Raw genomic sequence first — 24,057 nt, forward strand, 5'->3', positions numbered from 1 at the left:
CGACGCTGGTGGTTGACGGGTGTTTCGAGCGGGAAGCTCGGTCGTGACGGATAAGCACGAGGCTTGCCATCATCGACTCAATCCGCCGTTCGAGGCATCCGATCTGCCGGACGCTGCACCGGAGACTAGAGAGACCGCCACAACCGGGTGGCGGGCTGATCGTGATTCTTCGGTGTGGCTCCAAGCGCGCGGCGCGCAGCTCCCTGCTCCACTTTCGGAACAGTCTGTCACGCCTCGTTTGCTTGCACCGCCGCGTGCACGGCGCGCAGTCGCTCCGTATCCAATCCGGCGACGCGCCGATCCGCCTGACAGAGGGCACCTCGGAATCCCAGATAATCGGGCCTCAGCGTGCGCAATTGCGGAATATCTTCGAGCCGCAGCGATCCCGCCAGCCCGGTCAGGAGTCCGAGATCCCGTGCGCCTGAGACGAAGTCCTGCAACACCGCGATCGTCATGTGGTGGAGCAGACCTTTGCCGGATTTTTCCGCCGTGTCCAGCATGATGCCGACGCAGCCGGCCGCGGCGAAGTCGGCCAGGCGTGTCGGGTCGGGTCCACGATCGGCGAACATAACCGCCACGATGGAACAACTCGACGCCGCAGCGGCGATGCTCGGCAGACAGTCTCTGACATGCGCGTCAGTGAAGAATCCCACCTTGACGTAATCAACGCCGGTCGCCGCGGTTGCTCGGATGGCCCTATCGGTCAACCGGGCATCGGGGGGCAGATCGCCGATGGTCGCGCTCACCGGTCGACGCCCGGCAACCTGCGCCAGGATGTCGCGGATACGCTCGAGGGGAAGCGCGCCCAAGGCGCCGAGCGCTGGATTCTTCAGATCGATGATCCCGGCGCCGGCGCCGATTGCCATCTCGGCTTCGGCGCTGTCGGTGACGCTTGCGAGCATTCGGATCATGGCCCCGAGCTCTCGCCCGCGCGGTGTGCCTCGACCCGCTCCATCAGCCATGCCCAGGCCTCCTGCTCGCGCGGACCGGCGGTCTTCTCGACGGCGATCTGCAGATAGTCGATCTCGCGTGCGATCTTCTCGGCCGGCAGCAGATCCAGTCGGCTCACCAGAATCGCCAACTCCAAGATCGCCGCCCGGGCGCGATTGAAGCCCCGGAAAGGGAGATGGTTGGCCTCGTGCAGTGGTCGGCAGAACAACCGAGGGCGCAGAGGATCATCCTCGACCTCGGCAAGCTCCACCTCGACGTGGGCCAAGCCATCCGCGAGGCGCGGGACCTCGACCCGCTCGGATCGTGTCAGCGGCCAGTCGGTTCGGCCGGTCAGGCAGCCGGCGAAGATGCGCACGTCATCGGTATAGTTGATGACGGCGCACCGGGTTCGAAGCACATTATCGAGGGTGCTGGAGGGCCTGAAGGGGGCGACGAGGATCCGTCCCTCGCGATGCCGGATTCCCATCGGAGCGATGTGGGCCCGGCCGCCGGGGTCGAGGGTGGTGACGATGACTTCGTGAATCACGAGCGCGTCCTCTTCGGTTGTCGGGTGGGGCCGACGGCCTCGGTGCCGGCCGACGACATGGGCGCCGGAGGAGGAAGGACGCAACCCCAACGCAACGGCTGGTCCTGGACGTAGCCCTTGCCGAGTTGAAGTGCGATCTGCGCGCGCGCCAACTCGACGCCGAGATAAAAGGCATGCCCGCCGTCCTGTTCCACACCCAGATGGAGATAGAAGTCGAAGGGGTCGTCGAAGGTCATGAGACCGTCGCGATTGTAGAGGTGGATCCCCTCAGCGCTGACCTGGATGCGGAAGTTCGGATCCCGCACGGCCGCAGCCAGCTCACGGATCTCCTCGGCGTCGTAGGGAAAGGGACGGCGTTCGTGGAGCGCCGTGAGGCCGGGGTCGATGAGCTTGGGTAGACTGCCTTCTCGGCGCGCCCATGACATGATGCGCCTGGCAAGGTCGGCCTCCCGAATCGCGCTGCGGCAATGCGGGCTGACCCGGGTCGTGAGGATGTTGGTGATGCCGAGCTCCGAGATCAGCCCCATCAGCAGTGCATTGATGCCGGCCGTATCCGCCTCGGTCAACTCGGTGAGATTGCCGACACCCATCATGATGGATGCCTGCGGATGCGTCTCGCGCAGGCGGTGGTAACGCACCAAGGAGTCGGCAAAGCCGAAGTGAATGGGGTCCAGGATCGGGTCGGCGATATAGGGCCGTCCTTCGGCATCCATCCGTGCCATCGCACGCTCGAGTGACGCCAGATCTCCGGGGCGGTGCGGCACCAGGACCGGGATCGACGTCACCTCTGCGGCGATCCAGAGATTTTCCTCGTCCAGGCTCAACAGAAAATCCGCACCGGCACGCCCCCCCGCGAGGAGCTCCTCCGGCTGCATCGAGTCGACACTGACCCGATACCCTGCATCCTTCAGAGCGCGAACGCTCGCGTCGAGGTGGGGGAACCGGGAGTCCGGCAGGCAGCCGAGGTCGATCACATCCGCGCCCTCGGAGCGCATGGCGGCAGCCTCTTCGAGGATGCCCTCGACCGAGCGACACGGCGCATCCACGATCTCGGCGAAGATGCGCACATCGTAGTGACTGAGGTCCGGCACCGGGCCTTCGAGCCCGAAATAGCGGGGCAGATCCTTCAACTCCTCGGGTCCGCGCTCGACCGGTATGCCGAAATGGCGGCTGAGCTCATCCAGGTCGCCTCGGCAGCGCCCCGGGATGATGATGCGGTCGACCCCGCCGGGATCGGTGAGCCGTCTGCGGATCATGTCGACCGTCATCAGGGCAGCGACCTTGACTCCCAGTTGCCGAACGGACCAGGTACGACCGGGCAGATCCATCCGCTCGAGCACGCGCAGCAGCGGCTTTTCGGCGAGCTGGCCGGTGAGAAAGAGGATGTGCTCGCACATGCGGGCGGGTCTTACCCTGCAACGACCGACGCAGACGGCCCCGGCGCGGGCGACTCCTGCAGGGCCGTCACCAGATCCTCGAAACGCTCGACGACTCGGGTATACTCAAAGTGCCGCAACCGCTCGACGTTCTCCAGGTCGATGCGTCGCGGATAGACCATGACCTGCCCGCCGGGGGCCTCGGTTTCCATCGCCGGCGCGGTGTCGCAGGCAAAGACGATGCTGGGGATACGGCACTTTCCCGCCTGGGCATAGATGTTCGTGACCAGTGAATCCGAGATCCCCCAGACCATCTTGGCAACGCTGTTGGAGGTCGCCGGCGCGATCACCAGGCGATCATAATGTCCTTTGTAGAATAGGCCGACCGGGCCGGCGCTCGCGGTGGTGTCGCGGAAGCAGGTCATACGCTCGCGCAGGCGCCGCACGTCGCACCCGTACATCGACAGCACTTCCGCGGCGGCACGGCTCAGAAAGAGGTCCACGTCCTCGTAGCTCTCCAGCAACTCCAGACACTCCTTGAGGTAATGTCCGGAGCCCGTGATGGCCCAAGCCAACCTCGGCGTCTTCGCCGACTTCATCTCGGAGCGTCAACGCGCGGGGCTGATGCCATAGCGCTTCATCCGCCGGTAAAGCGTATTTCGACTCAGCCTGAGGTTCTTGGCGACGAGACTCACGTTCCAATGCGTACCCTCGAGTGCCCGCAAGAGGGCGTCTCGCTCGGCGAAATCCAGTACATTGAATGTCGCCGAAGCAGCGAATTCAGAGGGTTCCTGAACGCGCGCCGCATACCGCAGCTCTTCCGGAATGTCCCGTAGGCTGATGCGATTGTCCTCGCACAAGGCCGTGACCGCGCGCAGCACGTTGCGCAACTGACGAAGATTACCGGGCCAGGTGTAATTCACGAGGCGGTCGAGTGCTGCGGGCGCCCACTCGAGCGGCACGTCCGAGCGGGCCTCCTCTTGGGCAACTTTGAGGATCAGCTCGCGCCGGTCGGCCCGCTCGCGCAGCGGCGGGATGACCAGCGAGATTCCGTGGATCCGATAGTAGAGGTCCTCCCGGAACTTGCCTTCCGCGATCAGGGCACGCACGTCCCGATGTGTTGCACTGATGAGCTGAATCGAGACCGGAATGGCCTTGTCGCCGCCGAGCGGAACGACGGTTCGATCCTCCAGGACGCGCAACAGGCGCGCTTGAAGGTGGATCGGCATATCCCCGATCTCGTCGAGAAAAAGCGTGCCGCCGTCGGCCTGAACGATCTTGCCGCGGCTGCCTTCGCGGCTCGCCCCCGTGAAAGCCCCTGCCTTGTAACCGAAAAGCTCGCTCTCGATCAGCGACTCCGGCAAGGACGCGCAATTGAGCGCGACGAATGGCTTGTCCCGCCGGGCGCTGGCCTGATGCATCGCCCGGGCGAATACGTCTTTCCCCACACCGGTCTCGCCGAAGAGCATGCAGGGGATGTCGCGATCCAGCACCTTCTCGATAATCTCCAGGTTCCGGCGCATCTTGGGGTCGCCGAAGTGGAGCGCGGCGAACGGACTATAGCGGTCCGTGCAGGCGGCCACCGTCGGATTGGCCGCGGGTCTGGGCATCGGCGCGCGGGCTGGCGGAGAGACATTCTCCGGCGGCTGCACCTTGGCGAAAAAGCGCCGCTCCGACTGGGTTTCGTGGATCGGGAAGGCCGGATGGCCCTGCGAATGAGCGCGTTTGAGCAACATCGGGAGCGCGATCGTAAAGAGCTCGTCGATACGCTGCCCGACCAACTGCTGCGGGGTTTCCAGCGCCATCTGGAAGATTGCGCTGCGATTGGCGGCCAGGATAAGGCCATCCGGCGTGAAGGCGATGAGCCCTTCGCCGAGTGTGCCGATGAATTCGGCCCGGCTGTGACACCGAAACACGTAGGCATCCTTCAACGCACAGAAGAACACCCGGTTCTCGATCATCTGCGCGGACATGTTCAGAAGCACCATGGTGTGTTGCTGGGCGAGCTGTGCCTCGCTCGAGGCATCCAGGATCGCCAAGACATTGCCGTGGGGATCGAGAATCGGCGCCGCCGCGCAGGTCAGCAAGGCGTTGCGCTTGAAGTAGTGCGCCGACTTGTGAATCACGAGGGGCTTCTGCTCGACCAGACAGGTCCCCATCGCGTTGGTACCCTGCACGGCCTCGTTCCAGACGGCGCCCGTCTGAAAACCGACCCTGGCCGCCGTGTCGGTAAAGAGCGGGTCTCCGATATAGTTGAGCAGGATACCGTCGCTGTCGGTCAACATGATCGCGTGACCGGAGCCCGCGAGCTGCTGATAGAGGTTGGTCATCTCGTGACGGGCGATCTCGAGGAGACGCCGAGACCGTTCTTGACGTTCGAGCAGATCCCCGCGGGCCACCACGACCGGTTCCGGCGCCTTGTCCGGATCGAGCCCATAGCGCACATGGCAGCGTTGCCACGAGGCGATGGTGACGTCGTCCATCGACGCGCGAATCCGCTCGTCGCCGGCGAGTGCCGATCGCACGAAGGCGGCGTGCTCGTTCGCGCCGAACTCCAGGATTGCGTTTGCCATGATCCCGATCCTCCTCCGGTGGCGAGCGATTCGCCGCCCGCGCGGCAGTGCGAGCCGCGCGAAGCGCCGGACGCTTTTCTTATATTGATTCGATGATCTTCGTTATATTGATTCGATGATCTCGATCGGCCGGCACGTAATGCTCTGCAGGCATTTGTCGCGTCCGCTCCAGAGGCGTCTGCGCCACTGGACACCGCAGCCATTCTCAGCGCCGACGCGATAACGAAACTGGGTGATCATCGGCGAGGACCCGACTCGATACCTTCGCCGGTGACGCAGCGATCCATCCGCGATCCTCGTCACCATAATCCAGGCACCCGGCAATGCACAAGCTCTCGACCACCCATGCGTGTGCTCAGGCATATTGCCCGATGGTGGTGGCGATACCCGAATCATTACAGAGGCTCGCTCTCCTGCGTCAGCGCTGGATCGTGCCGGACGATCGGCTCCGACCAATCAAGACCTCGATGACCCATCCGCGCTCAACTGCAGCCTCCGCAGTCATCGATCGGCCCCGCTTTGCCGAAGTGCCGCGTCGATCCGTTCGGCAAGCCGGGCGGCCCCGCGAGCGGTCACCGAAACGGTTTGCCCCTTGATCTCCACGATGAGGTTCTCCCTGACCTTCCCGGTCCCGGCATCGATCAGGTTTGCCATCAGATAGGCAAACAGGAAGCTCGGCTTGTGGAGACGCCCCACCAGGATGAAGTCCGCCCCCTGTGCTCGGCCCAGCTCCGCCGCGGCTTCGGGGTGGTCGAAGAGGTAGCCGAAACCCGCGTTGGCCTCCTCGACTCGGGCCGCCTCGATGGCGATCGGGCGATACCGGCGGGTCTCGGCGAGAGCGCGCTCCAGCAGGGGCCGCACGGACGCGGTCCGTTCACGCTCCTGCGCGCCGCCGTCCAGACCCGTCAAGTCGTTCAGCTCGAAATCCAACACGGCGATCGTCGTGTCGGCCAAGACCGGCAGGGCCCAGAGGAGCCAGAAACCGCCGATCGTCGCGGATCGAATTGCGGTTGTCGCCATCATCGTCGACCTCGCGCTCGTAGGTGAATGGATAGGTGGATGGATCCACGCGGATATCGGTCGCGCCGACACGCCGATTACTCCGACCCGGCGGCATGCCGAGGATTCGCCACCCCGTCGCGATCCTCGCCGTAGAATCCCTTGAAGAGTCGCATCAGCTCGCCGTGGCGGGCGCCGACCAAGACCTCGTCACGGCGCAAATCGCGTGGGATTCCGACCTGCACCTCCCCGATCACCCGAGCCGGGTCGCGAGATAAGAACACAATTCGATCGGCCAGCAGGGTCGCCTCGCGCAGGTCGTGGGTGACGAAGATCACCGTCGGTCGGCGCATATCCCAGACATCCAGGAGCAGATGGCGCAGTTGCTCGGCGGTCGGGGCATCCAGGGAGACGAACGGCTCGTCCATCAGGAGCAGCAGCGGGTCCACGACGAAAGCTCGGGCCAGGGCCGCGCGCCGTTGCATGCCGACCGAGAGTCGGTTCGCATGCACGTCGGCGGATTCCGTCAAGTCCGTGGCCGCGAGCAGCTCCTCGATCCGACCGTCCTTCCGGGCCCGAGCATGCAGGACCAGGGCGATGTTGCCGCGCAGGGTCAGCCAGGGCAGCAGGCGGGGGTTCTGGAAGACATAGCCGAGCCTCGGACGCCGCCCATACTCGGTCGCCAGCCAATGGATACGCCCCGAGAAATCCGGATCGAGCCCGGCGACGATGTGCAGGAGGGTGCTCTTGCCGCAGCCCGACGGACCGATGAGGGCGACGAGCTCGGCCCGGCGCAGCGAGAGTTCGACCCGGTCCAGCACCAGACGCTCCCGCCCCGAGCCGGCATCGACGAAGCTCTTGCGATCGATTCGAATTTCCACCACCGGCGCACCGACGTCGGGGGGCGACGGCATCTCGTCGGAAGTCCCCTGTCGAGCTCGAGGCTCGTCCTCCGACGGCATCGGGACCGACCGCCGGTCGGACACTTCACCGGCGCCATCGATTCGCATTGCGTTCGAGCGGCTGCAGCAAGGCATATTCGATCACCAGCATCACCAGGATGAAGGAGAGGCTGTAGGCCAGGATCCCGGTCACGTCGAAGAGCTGAAAATACACGTGGAGCACGAACCCCACGCCGTCGTTGCGCCCCAGCAGCTCGACCACCAGGACGATCTTCCAGATGAGCGACAGGCCGGAGCGGGCCGCCACCGCGAAGTAGGGCAGCAACTGAGGTAGAACGACATAGATCAGTGTCTTGGCCCGCCCCAGGTCGTAGCTCCGAGCCATCTCCAGGTAATCTCGGTCGAGGGTGCGTGCCCCCTCGCGTAGGATGACCACGACGTTGGGGATCTTGTTCAGGGCGATGGCGAAAATGGCGGTCGCCTCGGCAAGACCGAACCAGACGTAGGCGAGGATAATGATCACCAACGCCGGGATGTTCAGGAACAGGATCAGCCAAGGATCGAGCACCAGATCGATCGTCCGCCAGCGACCCATGAGGATGCCGACGAGGCTTCCGATCAGCATCGCGATCAGGAAGGCCAAGATCACCCGGCGCAGGGTCGCGCCGAGGTGATGGATCAACTGCCCGTCGATGGTCTCCCGCAGGATCAGCTGCAGAACCGGCAGGGGCCCGGGGAGCAGACTGCTCTGGGACCACCAGGCGGCGACCTGCCACCCGAGAAGGAGACAGAGTGCCGAGCCGAACCGCAGGGCCGCGGGGCTGACCTTGGTCATGCCCGCGGATCAGTCCTCGACGCCGGACCAGAAGGTTCCCTCGGGGATCTCTCGGAGTCCACCCACCAGTCGCTCGCCGCCGATTCGGCCGAGGATCTCGAAGAGCTGCGCGGCGCCGGCCCGCTCTTGCTCGCTGCGGCGATCCGGAATCCCGGCCCGGTAGCCATCCCGCAGGGCGATGAAGGTCGGCTCGTCGGGCGCGGCCATCAAAGGCAGGACCTGCTCCCATTCCGCATCGGACTCCTTAAGAAGCGTATTGGCCTGCTCGGTTGCGCGTAAGAAACCTTGAATGGCGTCCGGGTGGGTTTCGGCCCAAGGCTGGTCGAAGACATAGCCGATCATCGCGACTTCCACGTCGATCCCCAACGCCTTGCCCGCATCCCTAACATCCTCGACGGTGACATAGCCAAGGGCGCTCAGGCGAGCCGCGAAGGGCCAGTGATTGACGACGGCATCGATGCGCCCTTGCCGGATCTGCTCGTTGAGGAGCGGCGGCGCGCCGAAGACGGGCTCGACACGGGACTCCAGATCGACACCCGTCTCCTTCAGCGACAGGGCGCGCAGCAGCAACCAGTTCTTGTCGAGCGGACCGCCCGCGACGCCGACTCGCTTGCCGTTCAGGTCCGCCAGGGCGCGGATCTCGCTCTGCGGCGGCGCCATCAGGGACCCGATGGCGGTCGAATAGGGGACGAAGGTATAGGGCCGACCCTGATCGCGTTGGCGCGCGACCCAGATCCAATCGGTGACGGCGACGTCGGCTTCGCCGCCCTGCAAGGCGACGAGCGTTGCCTGCGTCCCGGCGAACTCCTTTACATCCAGCACGAACCCGTTCGCCTCGTCCAGGTGCCGCCGCTTGACGACCTCGAGCGCCCAACTGACGGTCCCGTATTTGAGGACGGCGACCCGTACGGGCTCGGCGGCTGCGAGACCACTCGCGCACCAGAGGGAAAGGCACAGGCAGATCGACACCCCAAAGACCAATCCGCTCGCGCGTGTCGCGCGAGCGACGGGGTTTCCTTCAAGCAAATGGCCCAACGACATGGCGACGCCTCCATCGCGGTCGGGATGGGCTTGGCCCATCCTTTGCTGTTTCCGATTCTGTCCCAGGTCAACGACCCTCAAGGCGAATGCAAAATGTGGGCCTTCACAAGCACAATTCCGAGCGCAAGCGACCGGTGTGCGGCGGGCGTCCGCGTCTCTTTGCCGACCGCGCTCGCCGCATTGCTCTTCTCCCTGCCCTGTCCCGCCGCGATGGCCGCCGATGGATCCATCGCGGGACTTCACATCGCGGAGATCGCTCCCGGGATCTATCTTCGCGAGGGTACTCAGGAGGAGACCTCTCCCGCCAACAGCGGCCATATCGCCAACATCGGCTTCATCGTCGGGCGGGATCGGGTGGCGGTGATCGACACCGGCGGAAGCTTGCGGGAGGGCCTCGCCCTGCGCGAAGCGATCCGCCGGGTCACGGATCGACCCATCGCCTATGTCGTCCTGACCCATGTGCATCCGGATCACACCCTCGGGGCTGCCGCCTTCGAGGCGGACACGCCCGAGTTTATCGGCCACGCCAACCTTCCCGATGCCTTGGCGCGCCGGGGCGAGCACGACCTCGAACGCGCACGCGCGTCCCTGGGCGATCTTGCCGACGGAACGCGCCTGGTCGTTCCCCAGACGCTTGTCGGGGATCGCCGGGAGCTGGATCTCGGGGAGCGGCGCCTGTTGTTGCGCGCACACCCGACGGCACACACCAACACCGACCTCAGTATCTTCGACCCCGCCACCGGGACGCTCTGGCTGTCCGATTTGCTCTTCGTGGAGCGCATCCCCTCTCTCGACGGCAGTCTGCTCGGCTGGCTACGCCTAATGGATGACCTGGACGCCCTGGATGCGGAGCGCGTCGTCCCCGGACACGGTCCGATTCCGGCGGACCGACGCGAGGCACTCGGCGCGCAACGCCGCTATCTGGAGCAGGTCGCTGCCGACGTGCGGGAGGTGATCCGTCGGCGCGGAACCATCGCCGATGCGGTGGCGACGGTCGCGCCCGAGGAGGCTCGCCGCTGGCTCCTGTTCGAGCATTACCACGGCCGCAATGTCACGGCGGCTTTCGTCGAGCTGGAATGGGAGTGACCTGAGACCTCAAGGCACAACCCCAAAGGTATCGGCGGATTGATGGCATCGCGTTTGGAAGGATTGCGGATGACTGGCGCTTTCGTGGAGGCGCGCGGGCGGTCGTCGCTCGCCGCGGCGGGTCCGAGAAGTCGGATTCGGCGGCAACGGGATACATCGGTGACTGTTTCAACCATGAGTGAAGGATATGGCATCTGTTTCAGAATCGGTACAACGCCTCGGATCTCGAGCCTCGGGCTGGATCCGCCTGCTTTGCGTTGCGGCTTTGGTGTGCGGTGCCGCGTCGGCACCCGCCCGAGTCTCGGCGGATTCGCAGACGGACATCCCGGCGGGCATCGGGTCCGATCCTCCCCGGGACGATGCCTCGGATGCGGCGCGTTGGTCGGAGATCCGCTCGGCGCTGTACGGCGATCGTCCCATTCAAGAGGCCGGGGGTCTGATTGCCATGGAGACGCCTTATCGCGCGCTGGACGCGGCCGTCGTCCCGGTGGACATGACGGCCGTCCTCGAGCAGACGCCGGAACACTTCATCGAGACGCTGACCTTGATCGTCGACAACAACCCGGCCCCGGTCGCGGCGGTCTTTCACTTCCGGGGCGGACGTCCCTGGACAACGCTGTCGACGCGGGTCCGTGTCGACAGCTACACCACGATCAGGGCCGTTGCGGAGACCAACAGGGGCGAGCTGTTCATGGCGGCGAACTATCTCAAGGCATCCGGGGGTTGCTCCGCGCCGTCGCTGAAGGATCCCGGCGCCGCAGCATCGGAACTCGGCAGGATGAAGCTCCTGCTGCCCGAGCAGGTCTCCCCGGGCGAGCGAATCGCAGCCCAGATCCTGATCAAACATCCAAACAGCTCGGGGCTGCAGTTCGATCAGGTGTCCCGTCACTATATCCCGGCGGATTTCGTGACGACCATCGAGGCGAGCTACGAGGGCGAGCTGCTCTTCAGCGTCGAATCCAACATCTCGATCAGCGAGGACCCCAGCATTCACTTCACCTTCATCCCGAACGACGCCGGCACCCTGACCGTGCAGGCCAAGGACTCGCACGGACGCACCTTCGAGCAGCACTTCGAGGTCCCGACGAGCGGCGGGCCTCGGTCCTGAGCCCCTCTGCCCTTCGGATACGGCCAACTTCAGGAGACGCCATCATGCCCCACGCTTCAGCACCGCCGGATGATCCCACACCCTTCAATACGGACGCCGTGCGGGAGGTGATTCGTGCTGCGGCGTCCGTTCCGGGCGCGATGCTTCCCGTGCTTCATGCCGTTCAGGGTCACCTCGGCCATATACCCTCCGAGGTCGTGCCACTGGTCGCGCAGGCGCTCAACGTGTCGCGCGCCGAGGTTCAGGGCGTGCTCGATTTCTATCACGACTTCCGCCGGGCCCCGCCCGGCCGCCATCTCGTCTGGATCTGCCGAGCGGAGTCCTGCCAGGCGATGGGCGCGGAGGCGATCGAGACCCACGCGCGCAATCACCTCGGTTTGGCATACCACGAGACCACCGCCGACGGTGCCCTGACCCTGGAACCGGTCTACTGCCTGGGCAACTGCGCCTGCTCCCCGGCCGTGCGGGTGGATGGCGAGATCCACGGACGGATGGACCCGATCCGGTTCGAGAAGCTCGTCGAGGAGCTGCGAGCCGAGACGGTGACCGCATGAGCGCGCGGGTCTTCGTCCCGGCGGATTCCGGCGCGCTGTCGGTGGGCGCCGAGCAGGTAGCGCGCGCGATCCTTGCCGAGGCCGAACAGCGTCGCGAGCCCGTCACGTTGGTGCGCAACGGATCGCGTGGTCTCTACTGGCTCGAGCCGATGGTCGAGGTGGAAACCCGGGCGGGGCGGATTGCCTACGGCCCCGTCCGAGCGGAGGACGTTCCGGATCTCTTCGCGGCCGGCTTCCTCTCGGGACACTCCCATCGGCTCGGCCACGGCCTGACGGACCACATCCCGTATCTCGCCGGTCAGGAACGGCTGACCTTCGCCCGGGTCGGTCTGAGCGAACCCTTGAACCTCGCCGACTATTGCGAGCAGGGCGGTTTCGTCGGCCTGAGACGGGCCCTGGAGATGCCGCCCGACGCGCTCATCCGAGAGGTCACCGACTCGGGCCTGCGCGGGCGGGGCGGGGCCGGATTCCCCACCGGCGTCAAATGGAGCACCGTCGGCAAGGCCGTCGCGGCCACCAAGTATGTCGTCTGCAACGCCGACGAGGGTGACTCGGGGACCTTTTCCGATCGCATGTTGATGGAGGGCGACCCCTACTGCCTGATCGAGGGCATGATCATCGCGGCACGCGCGGTCGGTGCACAGGAGGGTTACATCTATTCGCGCTCGGAATACCCCCATGCCTTCGCCATCCTCGCGAGCGCGATCCAACGGGCTCGGGAAGCGGGCTATCTGGGGCCGGACATCCTGGGCACGGGCCAGGCCTTCGATCTGGAGGTTCGGCTCGGCGCCGGGGCCTATATCTGCGGCGAGGAGACGTCGATGCTGGAGAGCCTCGAGGGGCGGCGCGGTCTGGTGCGCTTCAAACCGCCGTTGCCCGCAATCAGCGGTTTGTTCGGCCAACCCACCGTGATCAACAACGTCATGAGCCTCGCCTCGGTGCCCGTCATCCTCGCCAAGGGCAGCGCCTTCTATCGTGACTACGGCGTCGGTCGATCGCAGGGCACCCTACCCTTCCAGTTGGCTGGCAATATCCGCCATGGCGGGCTGGTCGAGAAGGCCTTCGGGCTGACCCTGAACGAGCTCCTCTACGACTACGGCGGCGGATCCGCCAGCGGTCGGCCGATCCGCGCGGTGCAGGTCGGTGGGCCGCTGGGGGCCTATCTGCCCGAGTCCCGGTTCGACGTCCCGCTCGACTACGAGGCTTACAGCCGGATCGACGCGATGATCGGTCACGGCGGGATCGTTGCGTTCGACGACCGGGTCGACATGGCGAAGATGGCGCGCTACGCGATGGAGTTCTGCGCCATCGAATCCTGCGGCAAGTGCACGCCCTGTCGCATCGGCTCGCAACGCGGGGTCGAGATCATCGACCGGATCGTCGCCGGTCGGGAGCGGTCGAAGAATTTGATTCTTCTTGACTCGCTCTGCGACACCATGGTGAACGGCTCGCTCTGTGCCCTCGGCGGGATGGCGCCCTATCCGGTGCGCTCCGCCCTGCAACATTTCCCGGCGGACTTCGGAATCGACACCTCGGGGATTGCGGAGCGCGAGCGCACCGAGACGGTTCCTTCCAGACGCATTTAAGATCTCCGGAGGCAATTGCATGTCCCTTCCTCGCGACATCGACTACGGCACCCCCGCACGCACCGGGGAGCGCAACGTGACCCTGACCATCGACGGTTTGGCGGTCCGCGTCCCCGAGGGGACCTCGATCATGCGGGCCGCTCAGGAGATCGGCATCGCGATTCCCAAGCTCTGCGCGACCGACAGCCTGGAGGCCTTCGGATCCTGTCGACTCTGTCTGGTCGAGATCGAGGGACGGCGCGGTTACCCCGCCTCCTGCACCAGCCTGGTGGAGGACGGTTTGGTGGTCCGCACCGAGTCCGCACGCCTCGCCGAGCTGCGTCGCGGGGTCATGGAGCTCTATATCTCGGATCACCCCCTCGATTGCCTGACCTGCTCGGCCAACGGCAATTGCGAGCTGCAGGATATGGCCGGTGTCGTGGGCCTGCGAGAGGTCCGCTACGGCATGGACGGGGCCAACCATTTCGATGCGGAAAGCGCCCGGCCGCAGGACGTGTCGAATCCTTATTTCGTCTTCGACGGCGCCAAGTGCATCCTCTGCAGCCGCTGCGTGCGCGCCTGCGAGGAGGTCCAGGGTACCTATGCCCTCACCATCTCCGGCCGTGGCTTCGAATCCCGGGTCATGGCCGGAGCGGATCAGTCCTTCATGGACTCGGAGTGCGTCTCCTGCGGGGCCTGCGTGCAAGCCTGTCCGACCGCCACCCTGATGGAGAAGAGTCTGATCGAACGCGGTCAGGCGGAGCGTTCCGTGATCACCACCTGTGCCTACTGTGGCGTCGGTTGCGGCTTCAAGGCCGAGGTCAAGGGCACCGACGTGGTGCGCATGATGCCTTGGAAGGAGGGTCGGGCCAACGACGGTCACGCCTGTGTCAAGGGCCGTTTCGCCTGGGCTTATGCAACCCACGCCGATCGCATCACCACGCCGATGATTCGCCGCCGGATCGAGGATCCCTGGGAGCCCGTGAGCTGGGACGAGGCGATCGGACATGCTGCGTCGGAATTTCGTCGCATCCAGGCGCGCTATGGGCGTGGCGCCATCGGCGGCATCACCTCCTCGCGCTGCACCAACGAGGAGACCTACCTGGTTCAGAAGCTGGTGCGGGCCGCCTTCGGCAACAACAACGTCGACACCTGCGCGCGGGTCTGTCACTCGCCGACCGGTTACGGCCTGAAGCAAACCCTGGGGGAGTCCGCAGGCACCCAGACCTTCGACTCGGTGATGGCGGCGGATGTCGTCATGGTCATCGGCGCCAACCCGACCGATGGACACCCGGTATTCGCATCCAGGCTCAAGCGCCGCTTGCGTCAGGGCGCCCGGCTGATCGTGGTGGATCCGCGCCGCATCGACCTGGTCAAGAGTCCCCACGTCGCAGCGGACTTTCACCTCAAGCTGCGTCCGGGCACCAACGTCTCGGTCATCAATGCCTTGGCCCATGTCGTGGTGACGGAAGGTCTGGTCGACGATGCCTTCATCGCCGAGCGCTGCGAAGAGTCGTCCTTCAAGGCTTGGCGAGACTTCATGGCCCTGCCCGAGCAGTCACCCGAGGCATCGGCCGAGGTGACCGGAATCCCCGCCGAGGAGATGCGAGGGGCTGCCCGGCTGTTCGCCAAGGCCGGCAACGGGGCCATCTACTACGGCCTTGGCGTGACCGAGCACAGTCAAGGCTCGACCATGGTCATGGGCATCGCCAACCTGGCGATGGCCACCGGCAACGTCGGCCGGCTGGGCGTCGGGGTCAATCCCTTGCGGGGCCAGAACAATGTCCAGGGCTCCTGCGACATGGGATCCTTCCCGCATGAACTCCCCGGATACCGGCATGTTTCGGACGCCGCGACCCGCGCCCTCTTCGATGACGCCTGGGGCGTGGCGATCGACCCGGAGCCCGGTCTGCGCATTCCGAACATGTTCGAGGCCGCCCTCGACGGGAGCTTCAAGGGGCTCTACTGCCAGGGCGAGGATATCGTCCAATCCGACCCCAACACCCAGCATGTCCAGGCCGCCATGTCCGCGCTGGAATGCCTGGTGGTGCAGGACATCTTCCTGAACGAGACGGCCAAGTTCGCCCATGTGTTCCTGCCCGGAGCCAGTTTTCTCGAAAAGGACGGCACCTTCACCAATGCGGAACGGCGGATCTCTCGGGTGCGCAAGGTGATGGCCCCGCTGTCCGGTCTCGCCGACTGGGAAGCCACCCTCGCCCTCTCGCAGGCACTCGGCTATCCGATGGACTATGCCCATCCGTCCGAGATCATGGACGAGATCGCCCGCCTCACCCCGACGTTCCAAGGCGTGAGCTACGCGCGACTCGACACACTCGGAAGCATCCAATGGCCCTGCAACGACGCAAGTCCCGAGGGCACGCCGATCATGCATCTCGACGCATTCGTCCGCGGCAAGGGACGCTTCATCATCACCCGCTATGTCCCGACGGACGAGCGCGTAAACCAGCGGTTCCCGTTGCTGCTGACCACCGGACGGATCCTGTCGCAGTACAACGTCGGGGCGCAGACCCGGCGGACCGCAAACGTGCTCTGGCACGACGAGGACCGCCTCGAGATCCATCCCCACGACGCCGAGGAGCGCGGCATCCGCGAGGACGACTGGGTCGGTGTCGGGAGCCGCGCCGGGGAGACTGTCCTGCGAGCGACCATCACCGAGCGGGTGCAGCCGGGCGTGGTCTACACCACCTTCCACTTCCCGGAGTCCGGCGCCAACGTCATCACGACGGACAACTCCGACTGGGCGACCAACTGCCCGGAATACAAGGTCACGGCCGTTCAGGCGGTGCGCGTCGACCACCCCTCCGAATGGCAGGAGCGCTTCCAGCGGTTCTCGAAGAGGCAACTGGATCTCCTGCCGAAGGAGGGCGAGCAGGCGAGCGCCGAGATCGCATCGGGATAACGTCCTATGGAATGTCCACTGCCCTTTGCGAGCACGGAGGACGCCCCGGACGAGCGAGCCCCGATCATCGAATGGCCGGACCAATACGCGCTCGAGGTCGTCGCACTCGACAGAGTGCGATCGACCCGGCGTCGCGATCGCGTCATCGAGGAGGTGCCGATCGCGCTGGTCTTCAATTGCATCTCCCACGCGGTGATGCTGGCCACCCCGACGGACCTGGAAGACTTCGCCCTCGGCTTCAGTCTCGGCGAGGGCATCCTGAGGTCGCCGGGAGAGCTGTTGGACTGCGAGCCCGTCGGTGTCCCGGAGGGCATCGAGATCCGAATGACCGTGGTCGGATGGCGCTTCGCCGAGCTCAAGGAGCGTCGACGGACCCTGGCCGGACGGACCGGCTGCGGGCTCTGCGGCGTGGAGAGTCTGAAAGCATTGTCCCGACCCGTCGTTCCCGTGTCCCGGACCTGCGTGCCCCGCGCCGGCGCCGTCGCACGGGCCGTCGCTGTGCTACCGGTCTACCAGCGTCTTTTTCGCGAGACCGGCGGTGGCCACGCGGCGGCCTGGATCGATGCCGATGGAGATGTCCAGCTGGTGCGCGAGGATGTCGGCCGGCACAATGCCCTCGACAAGCTGATCGGGGCTCTCACGCGCCGCGGTTTCACCCCGCACGCGGGTTTCATCATCTGCACCAGCCGCGCAAGCTACGAAATGGTCCAAAAGGCCATGAGCGCCGGCGTCGGTCTCTTGGTCGCCGTCTCGGCCCCGACCGGCGCCGCCGTGCGGCTGGCCGAGGCGGCTGGAATGACACTCGTCGGGTTCGCCCGTGGCGAACGGATGTCGGTCTACACCCATCCGCGGTCGATCTTGCTCTCTGTCCAGGGGTTCAGCATGGATATCCACAATCTCGTAAAGATGGCGAATCAGATCGGCGACTTCTTCGGCGCCTGGCCTGATCAACAGGAAGCATGCGACGAGATCGCCAGCCACCTGAAGCGATTCTGGGACCCGCGGATGCGCGCCCGGATGATCGCCCATGTCGAGGAAACCGACGGGGCGGGGTTGAGCGAGATTGTCACCCAGGCGATCCGTCAGCTCGAGCCGCCCGAGAGTATCCGCGATTCCGCGCAGCCGCCCGAATCAGCCCCTTGATATCCCGGCACCGAAGACGGATCGGCAACTGAGCATGCGGCGGCGATCGCGGGTCGGCACCGCACAGGTTATGTCATGCCGCAGGCCGTCGGAGCAGGCCGAACTCATCCGACGACAACGCAGATCGGCGGAATCCGAGCCCTCGTGCATGTTTGCCACTACTGGGTTTGCAACCACTCCGCAATGATCTGGAATTCTTCGTCGGTCACGCTTCCGACAACGGCTTTCATCGCGATCGACAGCCCGTTGGTGCGTCTGCCGTCACGAATATCCTTCATCTGTTGCAGGGAGTAGACGGCATTCTGACCCGCGAGTTTGGGATAGGCGGGGATCGTCGGCTCGTCGGGGTTTGCGCCATGGCAACTGTGACAGACCTTTTCCTGGTAGAGAGTCGCGCCATCGGCGGCCTGAACGGCGTCGGCAGAACCGACGGAGAGAGCGGCCACAAGGGCCGTGGTGGTCGATATCCCGCCGCGTGTCTTCTTGTTGTTCATCATTGCCTCCTCGGATTTCAAACGATTCAACCCGCGTCCAGCCTCGGGATCTTGGTTTCGCCGAGGCGATCGGGCCGACAAAAACGTCAAGACTCGCTCCCGACGCCGCTCAAAAACAGCGCAACGTGGATTCGGCCTGGACCTCCTTGAAACGGGCAATCGCCTGCTTGGCCCAGGGCGCACCCTTGAACGCCGTGTTCCTTCCTGAACCCTCAATCTGCTGCATCCGCATGAGGGTCTCGATCGTCTCGTAGTCGTCGTACGGGATGGCAGCGGCGATGAAGTCGAAGCTGCAGGAGCAGCGTCTGATCGTCTCGAGGCTCTGTCCGTTGGCGACCATGCAACCGAGGACATAGTCGGCGATGACGGCGGTCGGATAGGGCGCCGGCGCCACGCCCGGCGGCGCCGGACAATCGGAGGCGGCCACCATGTTTCCCCACAGCAGCAAGCCGAGAAACGACAAGAGGGGACGTCGTCCGTTGGGCATTCTGTTCACCACAAGCGGCTCCTTGGTTAAGTGGCTCGTTGATTCGTTGTCGGAGTCGAAAACGGAGGATCTGCGTCTCCTCGCGCGGCCCGGCGCCCGCCGTACGGGATGGGTCTGCAGGTTTGAATACGATCGGAGTCCACCGGATGGCTGCGCGCCGAGCACTAATGCAATCGACATGCCGCTGCGGCGCGCGCCCTGCTTCGGGCGGTCAGGCGCCAACGGGCGGCTGGAGTCGGCGGCACAAACAAGCGGGCGTGTCAGAAGTGACACGCAGTGTTGCAGAGGTCGGACGGGATGGGCCGTGCAGCATGGGCCACCTCCATTGCGGGGGTCATTGCGGAGGCCGGAGTCAGTCTGGATATCTCGGACCACAGCACGACGCGAGGCCTGCAGATGAGTCACACCGGCATGGTTGTTGATAGACCACCTGGACATGCCGACTCGGGGTGGGTCGAACATAGCGTACAGACCGAACTCGGATTCGACTTCCGGGTCCATCAACGCGACTCCGACGACCGTCTTCTCTGCGGCAGATGGCCACTCCCTCCGGCTTGCCCGCACGGACACTCGGTCCCGCCCTCGCGTCCGCCTCGACCGTCCGTACCGATCGCCGACAGGAACAGACGTATGCCTGGTTCAATTGTGACTTCGCTCCACTCGTTTGCCGTCCCCTTTGATCGCCCGGAAGGCCGATCGAATTCGGACCAAGGCGGTTTGGCTCTTCGCCGGTTCGCCGGTGTCCTTCTGGCTCTGACCTGGACAATGTCGGTCCCGGCCGAGGAGACCCGAATCAGCATCGGCCTCATCGGGCAAGTCTCCGAGGTACATGTTCCGCTGTCGGCGCTCGAGCCGGCAATCCAGGACGATGGGGCCGAAGGTGCGCGCCAGGGGATTCGGGACAACAACACGACGGGGCGCTTCACCGGCCACAACTTCGAGTTCGTCCAGATCCAGGTCAAGGCCGACGAATCGCCGGTGGCGGCCCTGCGCGAGCTGGCGGGGCAAGGCATCCGACTGGTCCTGGTCGACCTACCCGCAGCGGATCTCCTGGCCCTGGCCGACTTGCCCGAGGCCGCCGAATCGATCCTGTTCAACATCGGCGCACCGGACGACGCGCTGCGGGTCTCCGAGTGCCGGGAGAATCTACTCCATACCGCGCCCAGTCGCGCCATGTTGGCGGACGCGCTGGCACAGTACCTCGCTTGGAAGCGTTGGACTCGGTGGTTTCTCGTCGCGGGCCAGTCACCAGAAGATCAGGCCTTCGCCGCCGCCCTGAAGCGCGCGGCCAAGCGGTTCGGAGCCAAGATCGAGGTGGAGAAGACCTGGACCTTCGAGGCAGGGGCGAGGCGCACCGACTCGGGCCATTTCAACGAGAAGGCGGCGGCGAACCTCTTTACCCAAGTCGCCGACTACGACATCCTGGTGGTCGCCGACGAGTCCGATGTGTTCGGCGAGTATCTGAATTACCGAACCTTTCGTCCTCGTCCCTTGGGCGGCACCCAGGGCCTGACGGCAACGGCCTGGAGCGGGGTCAACGAGCAGTGGGGCGGTACCCAGTTCCAACGCCGCTTCCATCAAGAGACCGGCCGTTGGATGACGCCGCGCGACTACGCGGCATGGCTTGCGGTGCGCAGCATCGGCGAGGCCGTCACCCGCACCGATTCGCACGACCCGCGCCGCTTGCGGGACTACCTGCTCGGACCGGATTTTGCGCTCGCCGCCTTCAAGGGTGTCCCGGTCTCGTATCGCGACTGGAACGGCCAGCTTCGACAACCGATCCTGATCACCTCGCCACGTCTGTTGGTATCGGTCTCGCCGCAGGAAGGATTCCTGCACGAACACTCAACCCTGGACACACTGGGCTACGATCGCCCCGAGTCCCGCTGCAAGAGGTAACGATACGATGCCCGATCCCATTGGAAAGTCGTCCCCCGGCACGGCCCCGACCGGACCGGCTCGGAGCCTCTTCGGGGTTGCGCTGGCGACCGGCCTGGCGCTCCTGGTCCCCGCCAGCGCCGTTCACGCCTATTCGGTCTATGTCTCCAGCGAGCAGGACAACACCATCACGATCGTGGATGGCGAAACCCTGGAGATCCGGGAGGTCGTGAAGGTCGGCGAACGGCCCCGCGGGATCGCGCTCGATCCGGACCTCAAGACACTCTATATCTGCGCCAGCGATGCCGATCAGATCGAAGTCATGGATCTGGAGACCCGCAAGGTCACCCATACCCTACCCTCCGGACCTGATCCGGAGCTGCTGGCCTTGGGGCCAGAGGGGCGCTTTATTTACGTCGCCAACGAAGACGACAACATGGTCACCGTGATCGATAAGGAGAAGCGATCCAAGGTCACCGAGATCCAGGTCGGAGTGGAACCCGAGGGCATGGGGGTCAGCCCGGACGGCAAGTGGCTGGTGAATACCTCGGAGACCAGCAACATGGCGCATTTCATCAACCTCGAGACCTATGAGATCGAGGCCAACGTCCTGGTGGATCAGCGCCCGCGGGTCGCGCAGTTCACCCCGGACGGACGGCAAGTCTGGGTCTCCTCCGAGATCGGCGGCACCGTCAGCGTGATCGATGCCGCGACCAAGGAGAAGGTCAAGGTCATCGGCTTCGAGATCCCCGGGATGCAGAAAGAGGCCATTCAACCCGTCGGCATCGCCATTACGCGCGATGGGCGACGCGCCTTCGTCGCCTTGGGACCGTCGGCACGTGTCGCGGTCATCGACACCGCCAGTCTCGAGGTCGAGAAGTACCTTTTGGTCGGGCAGCGCGTCTGGAACCTCGCCTTCTCCCCCGACGAGACACGCCTGTTCACGACCAACGGGGTCAGCAATGATATGTCCGTGATCGATCTGGATCCCCTGCGTGTCCGCAAGACGGTGGCGGTCGGACGTCTGCCCTGGGGGGTCGTGACGGGTCCATGAGCCAGGTCGCGACTCCGGAGGGCATGGCACTGGAGCTGGATTCGGTCTCGTTCGCCTATCCCCGTCGGCCGGTCCTGCAGGAGGTGTCCTTCACGGTCGCCGCGGGCGCCTTCTGCGTGCTGCTGGGCCCCAACGGCGCCGGCAAGACCACGCTCTTCTCCTTGATCACGCGCCTCTTTCTCTGTCGTTCTGGCAGCATCCGGATCTTCGGGCACGATCTGGGACGGGAGGGGCGCGAGGCACTGGGCCGACTCGGCGTGGTGTTTCAGCAGCCGACCCTGGATCTGGATCTCAGCGTCGACCAGAATCTGCGCTATTACGGCGCCCTCCAAGGACATCCGGATCGCATCATGGGGACGCGGATCCGCGAGGCCCTGTGCGATGCGGATCTGGCCGAGCGTGCCGGCGAAAAAGTGCGGCACCTCAGCGGCGGCCAACGACGGCGACTGGAGCTGGCACGCGCCCTTCTCAACGACCCGCGCCTGCTGCTGGCCGACGAGCCGACCGTCGGTCTGGACATCCAGAGCCGTCGCGACATCATCGTGCGGGTACGCGAGGGCTGCGGCAGCCGCGGCGTCGGCGTGCTCTGGGCGACGCACCTGGTCGACGAGGTCGAGCCGCACGACCAACTGGTGGTTCTCCACCAGGGCCGGGTGGTCCGACAAGGCATCGCCTCGGCCATCCTGGCGGAGACCGGCAGCAAGACCGTTCACCAGGCCTATAGCCTGCTGACGGGCGGCGGCCCAAAATCATGAGTCGTCGTCAGTATCTGGTGTGTCTGCTCGGAATCCTGGCGCGCGAGGGACTGAGGTTCCTGCACCAGCGCGAACGCTTCTTCGGTGCCCTGGTTCGGCCCCTGGTCTGGCTCTTCATCTTCGCCGCCGGGTTCCGTTCAATCCTCGGGGTGTCCATTATCCCGCCCTACGAGACCTACATCCTTTACGAGGAGTACATCGTCCCCGGTCTCGCGGCGATGATCCTGCTCTTCAGCGGCATGCAGAGCTCGCTCTCGATGGTCTACGATCGCGAAATGGGCAGCATGCGCCTGCTCATGGTGAGCCCCTTCCCTCGCTGGTATCTGCTGCTGTGCAAGCTGCTTGCGGGCGCCCTGATCGCGGTCATCCAGGTCTACTTGTTCCTCGCCATCGCCTGGTTCTGGGACGTGAAGCCGCCTCCGTTGGGCTTCGTCCTGGTCTTTCCCGCCTTGGTCCTCTCGGCGCTCATGCTCGGAGCCCTCGGCCTGTTTCTGTCCTCGGTCATCCGCCAGCTCGAGAACTTCGCCGGTGTCATGAACTTCGTCATCTTCCCCATGTTCTTCGCCTCGTCTGCCCTCTACCCCCTGTGGCGCATCCGCGAATCCAGTCCGATCCTATACGAAATCTGCCGCTTCAATCCCTTCACCGCTGCGGTGGAGCTGATTCGGTTCTCGCTCTACGCGCAGATCGACTGGGTCGCCTTGGGGGCGGTCGTCGTCACGCTCGCCCTCTTTCTCATGGCGGCCATCTACGGATATGACCCGGCCCGAGGCATGATGCAATTCAAACAAGGCGGAGGCTGATGCGCACCGTCCAACCCCGCCCAACCCAACAGAGTCATCCGGAGAGCCGGTTTCATGAGATCGTCGCGATCGTTTTACCAGGTCATCTGTTCCATGGTTGCCGTCATCGTGTTCCAGTCGGCATCCGCCGAGAGCAATGACTGGCCCTGTCAGCAGATTTTGGTCCCGCAGGTCTCAGCAGCGGTGGTCTGGGATGGCCCGCCGGTCGGCACCGAAACTTCGGACTGGCACGACGACCCGCGGGTGGCAACGCTCGTCGCCGCGATCACAACGCCCCTCTCCAACGAGGAGACGGCAGCCTCGGCCATCGCGGCCTTCGCGGCCGGGTTGAGCGCGGAGGAAAAGGATCGGGTCCTCACCCTCGCGTTCGCCGGAGTCCTCGAGACCTTGAATCGCGATCGGGCAAAACTGGTTGAAGGCATCAAGCGCTATTCCCGCGATCAGTCGAGGCGCGCCGAGGCCATCGGGGCCGAGCTCGACGCGATGGTCCGTCTCGAGAAGGATCCTTCCGATGCCGCCGCCGCCCGGCTCGCCGAGCTCACCGAGCGGATGGAGATCGAGCAACGCGTCTTCGACGAGCGGGAACGTTCAATCGAATACCTCTGCATGCGCCCGGTCGCCGTCGAGCAGCGATTGGGATTCCTGGCACGGCGCATCGCCGAGCATCTCGACTAGTCCAGCTCGGTCCGTTGCCGAGTACACCGTCCGGGACATCAAGGGAGAAAAGCGGATTCTCGGCGGCCGGCTCGCCCGGGTGGATGGCCATCAGTAGCCGACCGTCGCTGTCGGTGATCTCGAGGGTCTCGATATGGAAGACCGGAATTCCGTCGACGAGTCCCGTGTCCATAGGATGTCGGGCTACCAATCCGTCGGACAGCCGCGGCAGTTGTCGAAGGTCGCGTCGGGAAGATGGTGAATCGCTTCACGGACCCTTCCATCACGGCGTCGGTGAAGTTCACCGTATTGAACTTGGCCTCCTGAGGGTTGGCGCTGATCAGCTTGGCACC

Annotated in this window: 22 protein-coding genes; 11 read left to right on the top strand and 11 right to left on the bottom strand. The window is 65.1% G+C overall.

The features are described 5' to 3' along the window. Positions 1-227 precede the first annotated feature (227 nt). From BDD21_RS22925 to BDD21_RS22965, 9 genes are all read right to left on the bottom strand, one after another. Positions 228-911, bottom strand: coding sequence for a (5-formylfuran-3-yl)methyl phosphate synthase (locus BDD21_RS22925; RefSeq protein ID WP_120799141.1), 684 nt, complete (start codon positions 909-911; stop codon positions 228-230). Continuing rightward, entirely contained in the window at positions 908-1,477 is a 570-nt protein-coding gene (locus BDD21_RS22930; RefSeq protein WP_120799142.1) for a DUF447 domain-containing protein, read from the bottom strand. The genes BDD21_RS22925 and BDD21_RS22930 overlap by 4 nt, the downstream gene beginning before the upstream one ends. Then, positions 1,474-2,874, bottom strand: a complete 1,401-nt coding sequence (locus BDD21_RS22935; RefSeq protein WP_120799143.1) for a DUF6513 domain-containing protein — start codon at positions 2,872-2,874, stop codon at positions 1,474-1,476. The genes BDD21_RS22930 and BDD21_RS22935 overlap by 4 nt, the downstream gene beginning before the upstream one ends. An 11-nt stretch (positions 2,875-2,885) precedes the next feature. Continuing rightward, positions 2,886-3,452, bottom strand: coding sequence for a flavoprotein (locus tag BDD21_RS22940; RefSeq protein WP_120799144.1), 567 nt, complete (start codon positions 3,450-3,452; stop codon positions 2,886-2,888). Between the two features lie 9 nt (positions 3,453-3,461). Continuing rightward, on the bottom strand, positions 3,462-5,426 hold the full coding sequence (locus BDD21_RS22945) for a sigma-54-dependent Fis family transcriptional regulator (protein WP_120799145.1): 1,965 nt from the start codon (positions 5,424-5,426) through the stop codon (positions 3,462-3,464). Between the two features lie 501 nt (positions 5,427-5,927). Then, positions 5,928-6,449, bottom strand: a complete 522-nt coding sequence (locus tag BDD21_RS22950) for a DUF2380 domain-containing protein (protein ID WP_211335136.1) — start codon at positions 6,447-6,449, stop codon at positions 5,928-5,930. Positions 6,450-6,523: 74 nt separating this feature from the next. After that, positions 6,524-7,339: an ABC transporter ATP-binding protein gene (locus BDD21_RS22955; protein WP_120799146.1), complete on the bottom strand. Its 816-nt coding sequence runs from the start codon at positions 7,337-7,339 to the stop codon at positions 6,524-6,526. A gap of 73 nt (positions 7,340-7,412) precedes the next feature. After that, positions 7,413-8,162, bottom strand: a complete 750-nt coding sequence (locus BDD21_RS22960; protein WP_120799147.1) for an ABC transporter permease — start codon at positions 8,160-8,162, stop codon at positions 7,413-7,415. A 9-nt stretch (positions 8,163-8,171) separates the two neighbouring features. Continuing rightward, the gene (locus BDD21_RS22965) at positions 8,172-9,131 is read right to left on the bottom strand and encodes an ABC transporter substrate-binding protein (RefSeq protein WP_245969760.1); all 960 of its coding nucleotides are present in this window, start codon (positions 9,129-9,131) and stop codon (positions 8,172-8,174) included. A 57-nt stretch (positions 9,132-9,188) separates the two neighbouring features. Here BDD21_RS22965 and BDD21_RS22970 point away from each other — a divergent pair, with 57 nt between their 5' ends. The 6 genes from BDD21_RS22970 to fdhD all read left to right on the top strand — a co-directional run bounded on the left by BDD21_RS22970 (position 9,189) and on the right by fdhD (position 17,579). After that, positions 9,189-10,289, top strand: a complete 1,101-nt coding sequence (locus tag BDD21_RS22970; RefSeq protein ID WP_245969761.1) for a quinoprotein relay system zinc metallohydrolase 2 — start codon at positions 9,189-9,191, stop codon at positions 10,287-10,289. A 187-nt stretch (positions 10,290-10,476) separates the two neighbouring features. Then, positions 10,477-11,397 carry a quinoprotein dehydrogenase-associated SoxYZ-like carrier gene (locus tag BDD21_RS22975; protein WP_120799149.1) on the top strand — a complete coding sequence of 307 codons (921 nt, stop codon included), beginning with the start codon at positions 10,477-10,479 and terminating at the stop codon, positions 11,395-11,397. A 44-nt stretch (positions 11,398-11,441) separates the two neighbouring features. After that, positions 11,442-11,951, top strand: a complete 510-nt coding sequence (locus BDD21_RS22980; RefSeq protein WP_120799150.1) for a formate dehydrogenase subunit gamma — start codon at positions 11,442-11,444, stop codon at positions 11,949-11,951. Beyond that, on the top strand, positions 11,948-13,537 hold the full coding sequence (locus BDD21_RS22985; RefSeq protein WP_120799151.1) for a formate dehydrogenase beta subunit: 1,590 nt from the start codon (positions 11,948-11,950) through the stop codon (positions 13,535-13,537). The genes BDD21_RS22980 and BDD21_RS22985 overlap by 4 nt, the downstream gene beginning before the upstream one ends. 19 nt (positions 13,538-13,556) lie before the next feature. After that, on the top strand, positions 13,557-16,436 hold the full coding sequence (gene fdhF / locus BDD21_RS22990) for a formate dehydrogenase subunit alpha (protein ID WP_120799152.1): 2,880 nt from the start codon (positions 13,557-13,559) through the stop codon (positions 16,434-16,436). A 6-nt stretch (positions 16,437-16,442) separates the two neighbouring features. Beyond that, a complete protein-coding gene (fdhD, locus tag BDD21_RS22995; protein WP_245969763.1) occupies positions 16,443-17,579 on the top strand; it encodes a formate dehydrogenase accessory sulfurtransferase FdhD in 1,137 nt (378 codons plus the stop codon). 158 nt (positions 17,580-17,737) lie between these two features. On the opposite strand, the gene BDD21_RS23000 is transcribed toward fdhD, so the two are convergent. Further along, positions 17,738-18,073 carry a c-type cytochrome gene (locus BDD21_RS23000; protein ID WP_120800085.1) on the bottom strand — a complete coding sequence of 112 codons (336 nt, stop codon included), beginning with the start codon at positions 18,071-18,073 and terminating at the stop codon, positions 17,738-17,740. A 109-nt stretch (positions 18,074-18,182) separates the two neighbouring features. Continuing rightward, complete coding sequence (locus tag BDD21_RS23005) at positions 18,183-18,569, bottom strand: hypothetical protein (protein ID WP_147431202.1); 387 nt, start codon at positions 18,567-18,569, stop codon at positions 18,183-18,185. A 708-nt stretch (positions 18,570-19,277) separates the two neighbouring features. On the opposite strand from BDD21_RS23005, the gene BDD21_RS23010 reads away from it, so the two are divergent. The 5 genes from BDD21_RS23010 to BDD21_RS23030 all read left to right on the top strand — a co-directional run bounded on the left by BDD21_RS23010 (position 19,278) and on the right by BDD21_RS23030 (position 23,725). Then, positions 19,278-20,459 carry an ABC transporter substrate-binding protein gene (locus tag BDD21_RS23010; RefSeq protein ID WP_245969764.1) on the top strand — a complete coding sequence of 394 codons (1,182 nt, stop codon included), beginning with the start codon at positions 19,278-19,280 and terminating at the stop codon, positions 20,457-20,459. A 7-nt stretch (positions 20,460-20,466) separates the two neighbouring features. Next, the gene (locus tag BDD21_RS23015; RefSeq protein WP_120799155.1) at positions 20,467-21,492 is read left to right on the top strand and encodes a PQQ-dependent catabolism-associated beta-propeller protein; all 1,026 of its coding nucleotides are present in this window, start codon (positions 20,467-20,469) and stop codon (positions 21,490-21,492) included. Next, a complete protein-coding gene (locus BDD21_RS23020; protein ID WP_120799156.1) occupies positions 21,489-22,247 on the top strand; it encodes an ABC transporter ATP-binding protein in 759 nt (252 codons plus the stop codon). Before BDD21_RS23015 ends, BDD21_RS23020 begins: the two co-directional genes overlap by 4 nt. Then, on the top strand, positions 22,244-23,050 hold the full coding sequence (locus BDD21_RS23025) for an ABC transporter permease (protein ID WP_120799157.1): 807 nt from the start codon (positions 22,244-22,246) through the stop codon (positions 23,048-23,050). Before BDD21_RS23020 ends, BDD21_RS23025 begins: the two co-directional genes overlap by 4 nt. Before the next feature lie 93 nt (positions 23,051-23,143). After that, positions 23,144-23,725, top strand: a complete 582-nt coding sequence (locus BDD21_RS23030) for a hypothetical protein (RefSeq protein WP_147431203.1) — start codon at positions 23,144-23,146, stop codon at positions 23,723-23,725. Positions 23,726-24,057 lie beyond the last annotated feature (332 nt).

The sequence above is a fragment of the Thiocapsa rosea genome (assembly GCF_003634315.1).
Taxonomy (GTDB): Bacteria; Pseudomonadota; Gammaproteobacteria; order Chromatiales; family Chromatiaceae; genus Thiocapsa; species Thiocapsa rosea.